Source organism: Streptomyces sp. P5F9 (genome assembly GCF_057961495.1).
In genome coordinates this window covers 1-15,446 of sequence record NZ_JBXVPZ010000007.1, presented here as the reverse complement: position 1 = coordinate 15,446, position 15,446 = coordinate 1, and the positions used below count along the sequence as shown (strand labels likewise).

Genomic DNA, 15,446 nt, shown 5'->3' with positions numbered 1-15,446 from the left:
AACACCGAGTGGCATGATGACGCCATGCAGGGGTGGGGGACTGATTTTCGTACCTGGCTTTCGTCGCTGGACGAGCCTGAAATCCGTAGCTTATTGACGCTGCATCACTGTCTGCGCCAGCAGTCCTGTGGACGCCGTCATGACCGCGGCAGTCGTGCGCCGGTTACCCGACGTGATGTGAACGCTTTCCGGGTCTGGGTCGCCAGGGCGAGACAGCCGCAGCTCCACTCGGCGGGTTCCTGCGGGTTGACCTGGGCGTGCCGAGCACTGATCGAGGACTACGGCTGCTCCACGGACGTCATCGAGGAACCGACTCCCGAGCAACTCGAGACCATGCTCCGGGTCCTGGAACCGCCGCTCGCCCGCTGTGCGTTGTACGGGCTGCTGTCTCCCGACAGGCAGAAGACACCGACCAGTCGCATGGCCGAGATCCATGGCGACACGTTGCGTAAGGCAGCCGACCAGCAGCCGCCCTCGAACCCGGCCGAGCTTCTCAGGAGAGTCGTGACAACAGCAGGGAAGCCCGAATCGGTCGGCGCGGTCGAAGAGTTGCAGGGTGTCGGGGGTGAACAGAACACCGAGGGTGAGGAGTCGGTGCCGGTGTCCCGCGCGGGGCGGAGCTCGGCGCTCGACGGTCTGTTGGCCGAACTGGGCGATGCCGGCCGCGACTTGTCCGCATCGTTGCGCGGTGCTGCCGACGCGGTGGAGTCGGGCAGGCGCCCCGCGGTGACACGCGATCTGACGGATGCCGTGACGGCGTGGGTCGGTCTGCGCGACCGCGCCGCCGATCGGTGTGCCGACGAGGGGGTCGACTGGTCGTACGAGTCCGACTACGCATGGCTCGTCGCCGAGCGTGCCCGGTTGGAGAAGTCCCGGGCCGAACTCGCTGCTCTGCGGGAGAGAGCAGAGTCGTACGACGTGCTCATCGACGCTGCCGTCGAACCGGACGAGGCAGCGACACTGACCATGTTGCGCAACCGGGTGCGGGCGCAGATCGACGAACTGGAGAGCACGCTCAGGGACGGTACGGCCATCGGCGCGGTCGCTTCCGGCTCGGGCGCTGCCGCCTCCGGTCGCACGTCGTCGGCGGTCCCGCCGGCCGACGAGGCGGACACGGACAGCGTGGCCGACCCGGCGCACGAGGGCGCCGTGGAGTCCCCGGCGGACGCTGTGGCCGACACCGGGACGGTCGTGGTCATGGACACCGAGAAGGCCGTCGTCCCCGGGCCCACCCCGACCGGCCGGGGAAAGCGGTCGGCGGCCCCCGACGTGTCCCCGGCGGCGGACGGATCGGAGTCACCCGCCTCTCCCGCGGCGGACGCCGAACGGGCACCGGAGTCCCACGGCTCGACCGTCACGACACACCCGGCCGCTCCCGTCGAAGCGCCGGACGCCGAGGACGCCACCGTGCCGGACACCGTCCCGGTCGACACTCCTGGCACCGTCTCCGAAGCCGTCGAGGAGACTTCTCCCGGGGACACCCCGCAGCCCGAGGTGACCCCGGCGCAGGAGCCGTGGCCGCCCTCGGTCGCGGACGCGGACTGGGACGCGGCCGCCCCATGGGAGACGGGCAAGGAACCGCCGGTCGCCCTCCTGGTGAGATCGGGGCGCCTGGCCGAGGCCTACTGGCTGACCGAGGCGTCCGCCGAGCCCGACGTGCGCGCCCGGTCGCTCGCGTTCGCCGCCGCGGCCTTCGACTGCGTCACCGAGTCGGAGGCCACCGACGTACAGATCACGCACGACATCGACGGCGCCCCGCTCTCCCGCGATCGGGATGCCTACCTCGTGGCCTTCGTCGCCGCGCTGCGGGCGGGGCTCACCGCCTGCTGGCCGCATGCGTTGGTCAGCGACTTCTCGCCGCCGGCCGGGCTGGCCGAGCCCTGGCAGGAACTGCTCACCGTCCTCGTGGCCGCGGTGCGCAACGGCCGGTTCTTTGACCCCGGCGCACCCCACGCGGACGACGCCCCGCAGGACCACGACCTGCGGGAGGAACTCGGCACGCAGGCACACCAGTTGCTCGGCTCTCTCTCCCAGCGCAAAACCAAGTACCAGCGTGCCACCCGGGTGCTGCAGGACCTGGTCGGCTCGGGTGGGGAGCTCAACTCGGCGCTGGGCGACGTCATCCAGTGGGTCGATGGCGGCCCGCTGCCCTCCATCTCCTTCCGAGCCCGGGCCGAGCAACTGCGGAGCGCCGATGAGGTGGACCGGCTGATCGAGCAGGCCGACAGCCGGTTCCGCACCCCGAAGCAGGCCAAGGAACCGATAACCGCCGGTGCCCTGCGCCAGTTGCACACGGCCTGCCGGTCCGTGGCGGACGTCTTGACGAAGGCGGACGCGGTGGCGGCCAATCTGCTGCGGCCTGCCGGACTCGCACCGTCGGGCATTCCCGAACTCGCCTCCGCACGACGCGGACTGCGGGACGTGCCGCCGCCGCCCGGCGTGGGCGGCGCGGCGCTGGAACTGCTCCACCGCTGGCTCGACGGCAAAGTGCCTCACCACGGCTCCGAGAACCGCCTGGCCAGGGAGGACGGTCGCCCCCGCCCGACCACCGACAGCCTGCTCCTACTGCCCGACCTGCCACGCGACAGCATCGGTATGCCCGACCTGCAGGACCCGCGCACCGCCCGGCGCATGGCGGCGCTCATGGCGCCCCCCGACGCCGAACACGCGCTGCGCAGCTATCTCAATCGGGGCGACCTGCACCTGGCGCGTGCCCTCGTGGATGCCGCACGACAGGACCCGACTGCTTATGGGGCACCGGAGACCGAATGGGTCGAAGGCGCGGAGCGGCGCGTGCAGCAGGCGCAGGAGAACTGGCGGGAGACCGTGCGCCGGCGCCACGCGGAGGCGGCAGGCCTGCTCGCCCAGATGCGCACGCTCAATCTGCTGGCGCCCGATCAGGAGCGGGAGTTCACCGGACGGCTACAGGAGTTCGCGGACGGCGAGCAGTCCGGCCGCCACCGCCATGCGGTGGACCAGCTCGAAGCGCTTCGGCAGGAGCTGTCGCAGCTCGTGGAGAAGTCCACGCGCCGACAGCGCCATGAACTGGAGCAGCTACGCCTCGCTGCGGGTGGCCTGCTCGACCCTTCCTACTACGACCGGATCGCCAAGCTCATCGGTGAGGGCGACACAGTGACCGCCGAGGAGTTCCTGGCCCTCGTCCGCGGCGGCAAGCAACTGCCGGAACGGCCCGAGGACGACAGCGAGGAGCTCAGCGTGTTCCTCGCCGGGCTGGCCGGCCCGGGAGCGCCGCGGCCGGGTGGCGACGGGGTCGACGCCGGCTGGTGGGCGAACCGGTACGGGTCGGGCGCCCAGCTGACAGAGGCGGCCGATCTGGGTCTGCAGTCATGGAAAGCGCTGTGCACACGACACGGACGCAACAGCGAATGGCAGCAGCACCTCCCACGGGTGTTGCGGCTGCTCGGCCTGGAGCCCCACGGCCAGCCCGTCGTCGAGACCCGCACGCAGGGCGTACGCCGGTTCAGAGTGCGGGCGAGGGTGGCCGAACGCCCCGGATACGTCGCCGCGCTCGGCTCTCAGGCCACGTCGTACACGGTTCAGCTGATCTGGGAGGAACAGCGGGCGAACGGTCCGCTCGCCCACCTTGAGGACGCCGATGTCGACGCCAACATCGTCCTCTACCTGCATCCACTGGGTGTCGAAGGGCGGCGCCGACTGGCGGACGCGGCCCGGGCCGGGGCACAGCAGGCGCTGGTCGTGGACCCGGCGGTGGTGGGCTGGATGGCAGCCGCCGCCCCGGGCAGCTTCCGGGCGCTTCAGCGCGTCACCCTGCCCTGGGCCGCGTACAACCCGTACACGCCCTTTGTCGCGGGACTGGTCCCCCAAGAGGTGTTCTACGGCCGGGACGAGGAGATGCGGGAGGTCATGGACCCGCGTGGCGGTCTCTTCCTCTACGGCGGACGGCAGCTGGGCAAGTCCGCGTTGCTGCGCCGGGTCGCCCGGATCTTTCCGCGCCGTTCGGACAACTACGTGGCTGTGTACCTCGACCTGCTGAAGGCGGAGATTGGCCAGGCCGAAGCACCCGACAAGATCTGGAGCCTGCTCGCGGACGAGCTCAAGCGCCGGGGTGTCTTCGGCAACAAGGTGTCGGAGCAGGCCGGTCCGGAGGTGATAGCGCGCCGGGTCGGCGAATGGCTGGACGAGGACGAGTCCCGGCGGCTGCTCGTGCTCGCGGACGAGGCCGACGCCTTCCTGACCGCTGACTCGCGGCGCACGTTTCGGGCGGGCGGTGAGTCGACGTTTCCGAATGTCAAGCGCTTCCAGCAGCTCATGGAGCATTCGGAGCGGCGCTTCAAGGTCGTTTTCGCCGGTCTCCACCAGGTCCAGCGCTTCGGTGCGCTGTCGAACGTCTCGACCGCGCACGGCGGCCCCGACGTCCTTGTCGGCCCGCTGAACCAACAGGCCTCCCTCCGGCTCGTCACCGAACCGATGGCCGCACTCGGCTACGTGTTCGAGAGGCCTGAGCTGGTCTGGCGGATCCTTGCCATCACCAATTACCAGGCCAATCTGGTGCAGATCTTCTGCAGTGAACTCGTACGCACCCTGTATTCGCGTCCCTACGCGGCCACGGACCGCGCGACGACCATCTCCGAGGACGACGTCCAGGAGGTCGCGGCGTCCGAGACACTCCGGCGCCGGATCGCCGAGAGGCTGCGGTTCACCATCAACCTGGAGGACCGCTATCGGGTTCTGGCGCTCCTCATCGCGTTGGAGAGCCTGAAGGACGGCTACCGGGGCGACTACAGCGCCAAGGAACTGCTCGACCTCGCCCGGGACGCCTGGTCGGAGGGGTTCGAGGAGTGCGGGGTGCAGCAGGCCGAGATCTACCTCAACGAGATGGTGGGGCTCGGGCTGCTCATCCGCCTGGGAAACCGGGCGCGCTTCGCCGTACGCAGCCCCAACGTCGTCAACATGCTCGGCACGCAGGAGGAACTGGAGACCGAGCTCCACGAGACGGAGTTCGGGCTTCCGTACGACTACAATCCGCGCGCCGCACGGCGCATCCTCGGCCGGGACCGCGGAAGCGGCGTCCAGTGCTACAGCCCGCTGACCGAGGGTCAGCTCCACGAAGCCGCCCAACCGGGCGTGTCCCTGGTGTCCACGACGGACCTGCACCGACCCGACCTGGTGCTTCAGGCCGTATCCGCGTTCGCCGAGGGGCGCGGGGTGAAAGTGGTGCGGGTGCAGCGCGGTGAGGACCTCAGGTCCGTCCTGACGGCCGCAGCTCGGCTTCGCACTGCCCACGTCGTCCTCGCCGACCTGCGGGGCGTACCGGTGGACGGACTGGCGGAGGGGCTGCAGCTCTGCGTCGAGCACGCCGGGCCCGCAGCCGACAAGCACGTGCCACAGAACGAGGGCCGCAAGAACAAGCAGACCCGGTCGGTCCTCGTACTGGCCGACGCCGAGTCCGTCGGCTCGCTGCGCGCCACCGACGAGGGGCGGCGGCTGCGTGTGCGGACCCTGCAACCGCGCCGTTGGACGCCCGACTCGCTGCGCGCCTGGCCCGAGTGCCCCTTCGTCTCGCGCGAGGAGCGCCGCCGGCTGACGGACGCCACCTCCGGCTGGCCCCTGTGGACGGAGGTCGCCGTCGCCGACGTCTCCTTGCGGGGAGCGACTCTCGACGACGCCCTCGACCACATTCGCACCGTCACCGCCAAACCCGCGAACGTGGCCGCCCACCTCAGGCAGTCCGGCCTGAACGACCGGGACCTCTCCTTGCTCACCTTGTGGACGGCGTACGTCGAGGAAGGACAGGGCGTTCCCGTCGACGACGTCGAGGCGGCCACCAGCCTTTCCCCCGAGGAGACCAAGGACTGGCTGATCCGCTTGAACGAACTCAACGTCATCGACGAGACGGACGGGGGAATGGCGCTGGATTCGCTCACCTTCCGGGCGGTGCGCGCGCGAGCCGCGGAGAGCGGGTGACGACGGCCCGGCCCGACCCGGCACTGATCGACCTGCCCGGCGTCAGATCGCAGCTCGACGAGATCGCCGCCCACCTTGCGGCGGGTCTGAACTGCCTCTGGCTGCTGCCCGACCAACTGGTCGACACGGGCCAGGCGGAAGAGCTCTACCGGGCCGCGCTCACTAGCATGCCCGACCGCCTCGACGTGGTCCCGCCGACCGTCCTGACAGTGCCCGCACCGCGGAGCCCCGGCTCGGGCGGGTCGGCGGCCTGGCCGGCCGGGCACGACGCGGTGCCATGGGAGGAGGGGGACGAAGAGGAGTGGGGCGGTCTGCCCGACCTCGACTTCGACGACGAGTTCGACATCGGCTGGTCCGACGCGCGCCCGGTGCGCGCCGCCCGCCCGGCTGTTGGCGAGCAGGCCGTACCGGAGGTCTTCGAACGGCTCGGCAAGGAACTGGCGGTGGACCCCGGCGAGGTCGTCGCCCGGCTCACGGACCCGGCTCAGCGCTGGCAGCCGGTGATCGGCCTGCGGGCCTGGGCGGAACCCGACGACCCCGGGCAGACCGCCCTGGGGGTGCCCCGCGGCAGCCGGGGCGGAGCCGTCCTGCGGCTCTTCCACTCGCTGTCCGCCGCGGTCAAGGAGGCGGGTCTGCCGCCCCAGGCACGTCCGCGACTGCTTGTCGTGTCCCGGCTGCGGGACATTCCGGAGACGCTCACCGACGAACTGGACAGGGACATCGCGACGACGGCCGTGTGCTGGTGGTGGGGCACGATCGGGCGCCTGGACACAGCGACGGTGGTGGCGTCCGCCCGGGTGCACGGCCCGGAGGGCCACGTCGGACAGCGCGTCCGGGGCGCCGTTCGCGAGGAGGTCGTCACCGAGATCGCGGGGTTCGACCTGGTGCTCGCCCAGCGGCTGGCCGTGGCCTGGGACGGCAGGACCAGCCGACTCGACGCTGCCCTGCGGTCCTGCCTCGACGCCGAACAGATCGTCCGGGCCGGTGCCTGCCCCGACGCCGCACTGAACGCCGGAACTCGGCGGCGCCCCGGGTCACGGCTGCGCCCCGCCTGGTCCGGAGGTGTGCTGCAGTCGTGGGAAGGCAGGCTGCGTCGGCATCCCGCCGTCTGGTACGCCGACCGCGGCAGGGGCGTACCACCCGAGCTCGACTTCCTGGTGGGGCAGGCTCAGCAACGCGTGGTGTTCCCGTGGATCGAGGACACCCGTGAGCAACTGGTCCGCATAGGCGCTCGGCACGCGACCCGGCCCCTGGACGTCCTCGTCGAGACCTATGCCCAGCGACCACCCCCGGACTACCGCACACGGCCTGAGGAAGCCTTCGCGCAACTGGAGGTCGGAGCCCTGCTCTCCGCCTGCCACGAGGGCGGCCTGGCCCTTCCCGGCGAGGAACTGCGCCTGCTGAAGGAACTCGTTAAGGCCAGGAACATCCTCGCGCACCGCGGCGCGCTCCGTGACGCCACGCTCGACGCACTGTGCGCAGAGCTGGCGCAGGCACACCGGCGCTGGTCGAAACTGTAGGGACCCGACAGCGAGTCCCGTAAGCCACTGTCGGTGCCCGATTGTCCGCCGGACGGGGCGGACCGATAGGTTTTCGATAAAGCCGCCTGTCGACCAGGTGTACCGGGCAGGCGTGCAGGACCGCTATCGAAAGGGTGATCCGTTGAGCCGCTCGGTTCTCGTCACCGGAGGCAACCGGGGCATCGGCCTCGCCATCGCCCGTGCGTTCGCCGACGCCGGCGACAAGGTCGCCATCACGTACCGCTCGGGAGAGCCGCCGGCAGGCTTCCTGGCCGTCAAGTGCGACATCACCGACACCGAGCAGGTGGAGCAGGCCTACAAGGAGATCGAGGCCGAGCACGGCCCGGTCGAGGTCCTGATCGCCAACGCCGGTGTCACCAAGGACCAGCTCCTGATGCGCATGTCCGAGGAGGACTTCACCTCGGTCATCGACACGAACCTCACCGGCACCTTCCGCGTCGTCAAGCGCGCCAACCGCGCCATGCTGCGCGCGAAGAAGGGCCGCGTCATCCTGATCTCGTCGGTCGTCGGCCTGATGGGCGGCCCCGGCCAGTCGAACTACGCCGCCTCCAAGGCCGCCCTGGTCGGCTTCGCGCGCTCCCTCGCCCGTGAGCTGGGCTCGCGGAACATCACCTTCAACGTCGTCGCGCCCGGCTTCGTCGACACCGACATGACCAAGGTGCTCACCGACGAGCAGCGTGAGGGCATCGTCAAGCAGGTGCCGCTCGGCCGTTACGCGCAGCCCGAGGAGGTCGCCGCGACGGTGCGGTTCCTCGCCTCGGACGACGCCTCGTACATCACTGGAGCCGTCATCCCCGTAGACGGCGGACTGGGAATGGGTCACTGATCACCATGAGCGGAATTCTTGAGGGCAAGCGCGTCCTGATCTCCGGTGTGCTGCTGGAGTCCTCCATCGCCTTCCACGCCGCCAAGCAGGCCCAGGAGCAGGGCGCCGAGATCATCCTGACCGCGTTCCCGCGGCCCACGCTGACCGAGCGCATCGCCAAGAAGCTCCCCAAGCCCACCAAGGTCATCGAGCTCGACGTCACCAACGGCGAGCACCTGGCGCGCCTCGCCGACGTCGTGGGCGAGGAGCTGGGCGGCCTCGACGGTGTCGTGCACTCCATCGGGTTCGCGCCGCCGGACGCGCTCGGCGGCAACTTCCTCAACACGCCGTTCGAGTCGGTCGCCACCGCCATGCACGTCTCGGCGTTCTCCCTGAAGTCGCTGACCATGGCCTGCCTGCCGCTGATGCAGAACGGCGGCTCGGTCGTCGGCCTCACCTTCGACGCGTCCTTCGCGTGGCCGCAGTACGACTGGATGGGCCCGGCCAAGGCCGCCCTGGAGGCCACCAGCCGCTACCTCGCCCGCGACCTGGGCAAGCAGAACATCCGCTGCAACCTCGTCTCCGCGGGCCCGCTCGGCTCGATGGCCGCCAAGTCCATCCCGGGCTTCGACGAGCTGGCCGCCGTGTGGGACAACCGCTCCCCCCTGGAGTGGGACCTCAAGGACCCGGAGCCCGCCGGCAAGGGCATCGTCGCCCTCCTGAGCGACTGGTTCCCGAAGACCACGGGCGAGATCATCCACGTGGACGGCGGCCTGCACGCCATCGGAGCCTGACCTTCCGGCCCGGCCTCTCCCACGGCGTCGACGCCCCGTTTCCCGCACCGCGCGGGGAGCGGGGCGTCACCCGTTCGGCCCCTCCGGCCGGGCGGGGTCGGAGCACAACTGCGCACTCTGGATTACGCGTTCACCACGCGATTCCCTCCCCAGCACTGCCGAGGAGGTTCCCCTTGTGCGCCTGTCCCGCAGCCTGGCCCCAGTGACCGTCGCCGTCGCGCTCGTCATCTCCCTGGCGTACGAGGCGATGCCCCACGCACGCGTGGAGGCCCGAAAACCGACCGCACCCCAGCTGTTCGGCGCCGACTGCCGCACCGCCGTCCACGGCTCGCACGTGATCGCGTACTGCCACAACCCCTACCCCCGGACCGACCGCGTCAGCCTGCACATCGAGTGCGACCGCTGGTGGGACATCGACAGCGACGGCATCGCGACCGACGCGGGACCCGCGCAGACCGTACGGCTCACCGGCCGCTGCTGGGAGGACGTCCGCGCGGTGTGGGTCAGCCACCAGAAGCGGGCGAGCTGAGCCTCCCCGGGCGGCACACGAACGGATAGCCCGCGGCCTCCTCGGCGGCCGCGTGCGCGTCACCCGCGCGGATCGCGTCCACCAGCCGCGTGTGGTCCATGTACGTCTCCGGAGTCAGCTCCTCGCCGACGTCCGCGCGCAGCCACTCCCGCAGCACCTCGCCCAGGTCGGCGTACATCGCCGTCATGACGTCGTTGTGGGAGGCCGCCACCACGGCCATGTGGAGGGTCGCGTCGGCCGTCACGAAGGCCTCCGTGTCGCCCGATGCCCAGGCCTCCTCACGCCGTACGAGGAGGGCGTCCAGCTGCTTGAGGTCCTTCTCGGTGCGCCGCTCGGCCGCCAGCTGCGCCGCCGACGACTCCAGCGTGGAGCGGAGTTCGGCGATGTGCCGGGGGTCGGCGTCCGCGAAGCGGCGGTGCATCACACCGGCCAGCTCGCTCGTCGCCACGACGTACGTCCCGGAGCCCTGGCGGATGTCCAGCAGGCCGTTGTGCGCGAGCGCGCGGACGGCCTCGCGGACCGTGTTGCGGGCGACCCCGAGCTGCTCGACCAGCTCCGGCTCGGTCGGGATCCGGGAGCCGACCGGCCACTCGCCCGAGGTGATCTGGTTCCGCAGCGCGGCGATGACCTGCTCGGACAGCGCCGAACGACGGGGATGACTCAGGGGCATGGCACACCTTCGCATGGGCGGGGCGGGAGCGGGCCACCCGGGGATGGACAACCAATCATCCCATCATTCTATGATGGGCGGCATGGCAAGCGAGGAAACCCGGACACTGAAGTCCGCGACGAATGTCGGCAGCTCCGCCGTGAGCGACTCCCCGGCGCCGACCGGGAAGCAGACCGGTAAGCAGACCGGGAAAGCGTCCACGCACGCGTGGACGACGCGTCTGCTCGTCCTCGGCATCGTGCTGGCCGCGCTGAACCTCCGCCCCGCCATCACCAGCCTCGGCGCTCTCCTCGAAGAGGTCCGCGACGGGCTCGGCATGAGCGGCAGCGTCGCCGGACTGCTCACCTCCGTACCCCCGCTGTGCTTCGCCGTCTTCGGCGTCATGGCCCCGCGCCTCGCCCGCCGCTTCGGCCCGGCCGCGGTGGTCTGCGCGGGCATGGTCCTCATCACCGCGGGCCTGCTCGTACGGCCCTACATAGGCGGCACGGCAGGCTTCCTGGCCGGCAGCGCGCTCGCGCTCATGGGCATCGCGGTCAGCAACGTCCTGATGCCGGTGATCGTCAAGCGCTGGTTCCCGGACCGGGTCGGCTCCATGACCGGCCTGTACTCGATGGCCCTGGCCCTCGGCACGGCTTCCGCCGCCGCGGTCACCGTGCCCATCACCGATGCCCTGGGCGGCAGTTGGCGCTCCGGCCTCGCCGTGTGGGCAGCCCTGGCCGCCGCTGCCGTACTGCCGTGGATCGCTCTCGTACGACACCGGGAGGCGCCCTCCGGACCGGAGGCGGCCGGGGAACAGTGCTCCCGCGCGCGGGGGGCCGCCGACGGGACACCCGCGTCCGGGACTTCGGCGGAGACGCGAGCCCGCGCGCGGGAGGCCGAGCACGCGCAGCCGGTGCTGCGGATCACCCGCAGCCGTACCGCGTGGGCGCTCGCCGTGTTCTTCGGGCTCCAGGCCACCGCCGCGTACATCACGATGGGGTGGATGGCGCAGATCTTCCGGGACGCGGGGGTCTCCGCCGGCACCGCAGGGCTGCTCCTGGCCGTCACCATGGTGATGGGCGTGCCACTGGCCTTCGTCATCCCGCGGCTGGCCACCCGGCTGCCCCGGCAGGGCCCGATCGTGATCGCCCTCGGCGTGTGCGGCCTCGCCGGATACGCGGGCCTGTACCTCGCGCCGGCCGGCGGTGCCTGGGCCTGGGCGGTCCTGCTCGGCATCGCCAACTGCTCCTTCCCGCTGGCCCTCACGATGGTCGGGATGCGGGCCAGGACCGGTGCGGGCGTCGCCCAGCTGTCGGCCTTCGCGCAGAGCACCGGGTATCTGATCTCCATCCCGGGGCCGCTCCTGGTCGGTGTGCTCTACCAGCACAGCGGCGGCTGGGGGCTGCCGATCGCCCTCATGGCCGGCCTGATGATCCCGCAGATGGCCGTGGGCGTCCTCGCGGGCCGCAACCGTACGGTGGAGGACGAGGCGGCCCGCTGAGCCCGCCCGCGCGCGGGTCCACCTCACCCCGCGCGACCTCACCCCGGCGGACCCGGTGCGGACGAAGGGTGCGAGACTGGCCGTATGCCAGTGCTCGACCCGAACCCTCAGAACGGCCAGCGGAAGATGCTCATCGTCTTCGGCTCGTTCTTCGCCATCTTCATCGTCATCGCCATCATCGCGACGATCGCTTCGCCGTGACCGTGCGCCCCTGAACGTGCCTCCGCGGGCCGATGGTGGGGTTGTCCCCACCATCCCCTAGGGGGTGAGGCTCAGGGTCAAGTGGGTGGATCTCCGGATGGGTTGGGGGCCGCGCGTTCCGTAACTTCGATGGTGTGACCGCGAGAAGCGGATCGCGGACCACTCGGAGACCAGCGGAGGCATCCATGTCGGCCCCTACGCACACCCGGCCCCACCCGGCGACCACGGGCGGCGTCGACATCAGGCTGCCGTGGTGGGCCCTCGCCCTGCCGGCGCTCGCGTTCGTCGTGCTGCTCGTGATGATGCTCAACCCGACGGACGCGCAAGCGGCGGCCTCGGACCCGATGATCACCCATCTGTTCGAGCGCGTGCAGCAGCTCATAGCCCGCTGAGCACCCGCGAAGCACTCGCGCGGCCGCCCCGTCAACTACCCGCGCCCCATGGCCTGTTTCATGCGAAGCTGGATCCCATGAGCGTCGCAGAACCCCGCAGGATCGTCCTCTTCCGGCATGCGAAAGCCGACTGGCCCCAGGTGACCGATCACGAGCGGCCGCTCGCTGAGCGGGGCCGCCTGGACGCGGCCACCGCCGGAAGCAGGCTGGCCGACACCGGCATCCCCTTCGATCTGGCCCTCTGCTCCACCGCGGTCCGGACCCGGGAGACCTGGAAGCTCGCCGTCCACGAACTCGCGCACCGGCCGAAAACCGTCTACGAGGAGCGGCTCTACGAGGCCTCGCCCGGCGAGCTGATCGCGGTGCTGAACGAGACGCCGGACGACGCGCGGAACGTGATCCTCGTCGGCCACAACCCGAGCGTGCAGGGGCTGGCGGAGGTCCTCCCCGGCGCGGACACCGGTGCCGAGACCGGTACGGGCAGCACCGAGGCCCGCGCATGGCTGAAGCAACGCGGATTCGCGGCCGCCGGTTTCGCCGTGCTGTCCTTCACCGGTTCCTGGAAGGCGCTGGAGCCGGGCGTGGCCACGCTGGACGACTACTGGGCGCCGTCGGAGTAGTCCACGTGTCCGGGTAGTCGGAGCTACCGCGCACGCCAATCGGAACTGACCAGGCACGACAACAGGCACGACAAGGGGCCCGGCACCGCGCGGTGCCGGGCCCGAAGCGAAGGTATGGAAAGTCGTCCGGGATCAGTCCTCGTCGTGCGTGTCCGCGGCCTCGACCTCTTCGCGGGTGACGCCCAGCAGATACAGCACGGTGTCGAGGAACGGCACGTTCACCGCCGTGTGCGCGGCCTCCCGTACGACCGGCTTCGCGTTGAAGGCGACGCCGAGACCGGCCGCGTTGAGCATGTCCAGGTCGTTGGCACCGTCGCCGATCGCCACGGTCTGCGCGAGCGGTACGCCCGCCTCGGCGGCGAAGCGGCGCAGGAGCCGTGCCTTGCCCGCGCGGTCGACGATCTCGCCGGTGACCTTGCCGGTCAGCTTCCCGTCGACGATCTCCAGGGTGTTGGCCTGGGCGAAGTCGAGCCCGAGCCGGTCCTTGAGGTCGTCGGTGACCTGGGTGAACCCGCCCGATACGACGCCGACTTGGTAGCCGAGCCGCTTGAGCGTCCGGATGAGGGTGCGGGCCCCCGGCGTCAGACGCACCTCGCTGCGCACCTTGTCGACGACCGAGGCGTCCAGCCCTTCCAGCAGTGCCACGCGCGCGTGCAGCGACTGCTCGAAGTCCAGTTCCCCGCGCATCGCGGCGGCGGTGACCTCGGCGACCTCGTCCTCGCAGCCGGCGTGCGCGGCGAAGAGTTCGATGACCTCGTCCTGGATGAGCGTGGAGTCGACGTCCATGACGACGAGCCGCTGGGCCCGCCGGTGCAGCCCCGCCGCCACGACGGCGATGTCGACGCCGAACGTCGCCGCGTGGGTGACGAGGGCGGTGCGCAGGGGCTCGGTCTCCACGCCGGACACCGCGAACTCCACTGCTGTCACGGGGTACTTGGCGAGCCGGAAGATACGGTCGATGTTGCCGCCGGCCTTGGTGATACGGGCGGCGATCGCGGCGGTGGACTCCGCGGTGAGGGGGTGGCCGAGCACCGTCACGAGCGAACGCCCCAGCCCACGCGGCCGGTTGTCGCCGAGGCCGGAGATGATCTCGGCCTGCATCTTCATCGACTCGGCCCAGCTGTGCACGGTGGCCCGCAGATCCCCTTCGAGTCCGGCGGGCGGCGGCGTCACGAGTGCGCACAGCACCATCCGGCCACGCGTGACGACCTGCTCGATGTCGACCACGTCGACGGAGTAGGCGGCGAGGGTGTCGAAGAGTCCGGCCGTGATGCCCGGCCTGTCCTTGCCGAAGATCTTGACGAGGAGAGTGGGGACGTCAGAGGTCTGCGAAGCGCTCATGGTGTACCCACCGTATCCGGCACGGAGTGCCTTGTGCCGCAGAGGTCCGCCCAGCGGACACGGAACAGTGGGTGTCGGGTCGGTGGCGCGAATCTTACGGGGCGATCACGCGGGGGCGGGGAGGTGGTCAGGAATGGGCTGGAGGTGGTCGGGAGTGGATTGAGGGACGGTTGGAAGGTGTGTTGATGTGATCGTGATGAGTGTGCTGTCGATCGGGAGTCGGCTGGTCGTCGGGCGAGGAGGAACTGCTACGGGGCCGGATGCGAGGGATACGTCCGCATGGGGGGCGCCGGGTACCGGGCAGTCGGCCCATGAGGACGCCGCCACCCGCACACCGGCCGACGTCGCCCCTGGCTCACCCGGTGCCGGGCAAGGCTCGCCGAGCACCGAAGATGGCTCACCCGACGTAGACGTAGACGTGGATCACCGGCGGCCCTTGGGCTTCCCCGGAGGGGGCGGCGGGGGTGGAGGAGACGGTTGCTGCCCGCCGTCCGAGCCGTCCTCCGGCCAGTCCCGCGAACGCGACCCGGGCCGACGCCGAGGCAGCCGGGACGGCGGCTCGTAGGACTGGGCCATGGTCGGAGCGCCGTACATGTCGGCAGGCGGCGAAGGGACGCCGGGCGACTGCGGACCGTCGTAGGGGCGAGTGCCGTCGTCCGGCGGAACGGCTCCGGGCGCCTGCGAGCTTCCGGAGTACGGACCGACTCCACCGGGCCCTACGGCTCCCGGCGCCGGACCGGCTCCGAACTGCCCCGCGTTTCCCGGAGGTTGAGGGGCACTGCCGGGCCGTGAGCCTCCGCCAGGGGGCCGACCACCTTCCTGCGGCGACCGCGCACTGGGCGGCCATGCGGCCTGCGTCGGTGATCCGGCGTCCGGTGGCCGGCCAGGTCGACGGGGCCGTGACGTGCTGCCCGGACCCGCGCCCTCCGGCGGTTGCGCGGCATCGGAGGGAGACACCCCTCCGCCGGGCAACCGGCCACCCGCCTGCGATGGGCGTGCACCGGGTGGCCGCGGGCCCTCTTGCGGTGAACCCGCGTTCGGTGGCCAGACTGGTCCACGGGAGCGAGCTCTACCACCTGGCCCCGCACCGCCAGTCCCCGAACCACCGGATCCCGAACCCCGAGGAC

The 15,446-nt window shown here is 71.0% G+C and carries 11 protein-coding genes; 9 read left to right on the top strand and 2 right to left on the bottom strand.

Features of this window, described 5'->3' with window-relative positions:
- Positions 1-177 precede the first annotated feature (177 nt).
- The 5 genes from AC31A1_RS02445 (at position 178) to AC31A1_RS02425 (ending at position 9,615) form a co-directional block, all read left to right on the top strand.
- Entirely contained in the window at positions 178-5,946 is a 5,769-nt protein-coding gene (locus AC31A1_RS02445) for a hypothetical protein (RefSeq protein ID WP_489651573.1), read from the top strand.
- Positions 5,943-7,466, top strand: coding sequence for a hypothetical protein (locus AC31A1_RS02440; protein WP_489651572.1), 1,524 nt, complete (start codon positions 5,943-5,945; stop codon positions 7,464-7,466). Before AC31A1_RS02445 ends, AC31A1_RS02440 begins: the two co-directional genes overlap by 4 nt.
- A gap of 142 nt (positions 7,467-7,608) precedes the next feature.
- A complete protein-coding gene (gene fabG / locus AC31A1_RS02435) occupies positions 7,609-8,313 on the top strand; it encodes a 3-oxoacyl-[acyl-carrier-protein] reductase (RefSeq protein WP_366494374.1) in 705 nt (234 codons plus the stop codon).
- A gap of 5 nt (positions 8,314-8,318) precedes the next feature.
- A complete protein-coding gene (gene fabI, locus AC31A1_RS02430) occupies positions 8,319-9,086 on the top strand; it encodes an enoyl-ACP reductase FabI (protein ID WP_489651571.1) in 768 nt (255 codons plus the stop codon).
- Between the two features lie 175 nt (positions 9,087-9,261).
- A complete protein-coding gene (locus tag AC31A1_RS02425) occupies positions 9,262-9,615 on the top strand; it encodes a hypothetical protein (protein WP_489651570.1) in 354 nt (117 codons plus the stop codon).
- On the opposite strand, the gene AC31A1_RS02420 is transcribed toward AC31A1_RS02425, so the two are convergent.
- Positions 9,590-10,285: a FadR/GntR family transcriptional regulator gene (locus tag AC31A1_RS02420; protein ID WP_489651569.1), complete on the bottom strand. Its 696-nt coding sequence runs from the start codon at positions 10,283-10,285 to the stop codon at positions 9,590-9,592. The two genes, AC31A1_RS02425 and AC31A1_RS02420, sit on opposite strands and share 26 nt — an antisense overlap.
- Before the next feature lie 82 nt (positions 10,286-10,367).
- Between AC31A1_RS02420 and AC31A1_RS02415 the strand changes: the two genes are divergently transcribed.
- From AC31A1_RS02415 to AC31A1_RS02400, 4 genes are all read left to right on the top strand, one after another.
- A complete protein-coding gene (locus AC31A1_RS02415; RefSeq protein ID WP_489651568.1) occupies positions 10,368-11,765 on the top strand; it encodes a CynX/NimT family MFS transporter in 1,398 nt (465 codons plus the stop codon).
- A gap of 84 nt (positions 11,766-11,849) precedes the next feature.
- Positions 11,850-11,966 carry an SGM_5486 family transporter-associated protein gene (locus AC31A1_RS02410; RefSeq protein WP_019060691.1) on the top strand — a complete coding sequence of 39 codons (117 nt, stop codon included), beginning with the start codon at positions 11,850-11,852 and terminating at the stop codon, positions 11,964-11,966.
- 185 nt (positions 11,967-12,151) lie between these two features.
- Positions 12,152-12,358, top strand: a complete 207-nt coding sequence (locus AC31A1_RS02405; RefSeq protein WP_019067400.1) for a hypothetical protein — start codon at positions 12,152-12,154, stop codon at positions 12,356-12,358.
- A gap of 77 nt (positions 12,359-12,435) precedes the next feature.
- Positions 12,436-12,978 (top strand): SixA phosphatase family protein, encoded by a 543-nt coding sequence (locus tag AC31A1_RS02400; RefSeq protein WP_489651567.1) that lies wholly within the window; start codon positions 12,436-12,438, stop codon positions 12,976-12,978.
- Between the two features lie 132 nt (positions 12,979-13,110).
- On the opposite strand, the gene serB is transcribed toward AC31A1_RS02400, so the two are convergent.
- Positions 13,111-14,319, bottom strand: a complete 1,209-nt coding sequence (gene serB, locus AC31A1_RS02395) for a phosphoserine phosphatase SerB (protein ID WP_365610411.1) — start codon at positions 14,317-14,319, stop codon at positions 13,111-13,113.
- Positions 14,320-15,446: the final 1,127 nt, after the last annotated feature.

Coding starts and splice junctions, on each gene's coding strand:
- fabI (WP_489651571.1), top strand. CDS start 8,319: ATGAGCGGAATTCTTGAGGGCAAGCGCGTCCTGATCTCCGGTGTGCTG.
- AC31A1_RS02420 (WP_489651569.1), bottom strand. CDS start 10,285: ATGCCCCTGAGTCATCCCCGTCGTTCGGCGCTGTCCGAGCAGGTCATC.
- AC31A1_RS02415 (WP_489651568.1), top strand. CDS start 10,368: ATGGCAAGCGAGGAAACCCGGACACTGAAGTCCGCGACGAATGTCGGC.
- AC31A1_RS02410 (WP_019060691.1), top strand. CDS start 11,850: ATGCCAGTGCTCGACCCGAACCCTCAGAACGGCCAGCGGAAGATGCTC.
- AC31A1_RS02405 (WP_019067400.1), top strand. CDS start 12,152: ATGTCGGCCCCTACGCACACCCGGCCCCACCCGGCGACCACGGGCGGC.
- AC31A1_RS02400 (WP_489651567.1), top strand. CDS start 12,436: ATGAGCGTCGCAGAACCCCGCAGGATCGTCCTCTTCCGGCATGCGAAA.
- serB (WP_365610411.1), bottom strand. CDS start 14,319: ATGAGCGCTTCGCAGACCTCTGACGTCCCCACTCTCCTCGTCAAGATC.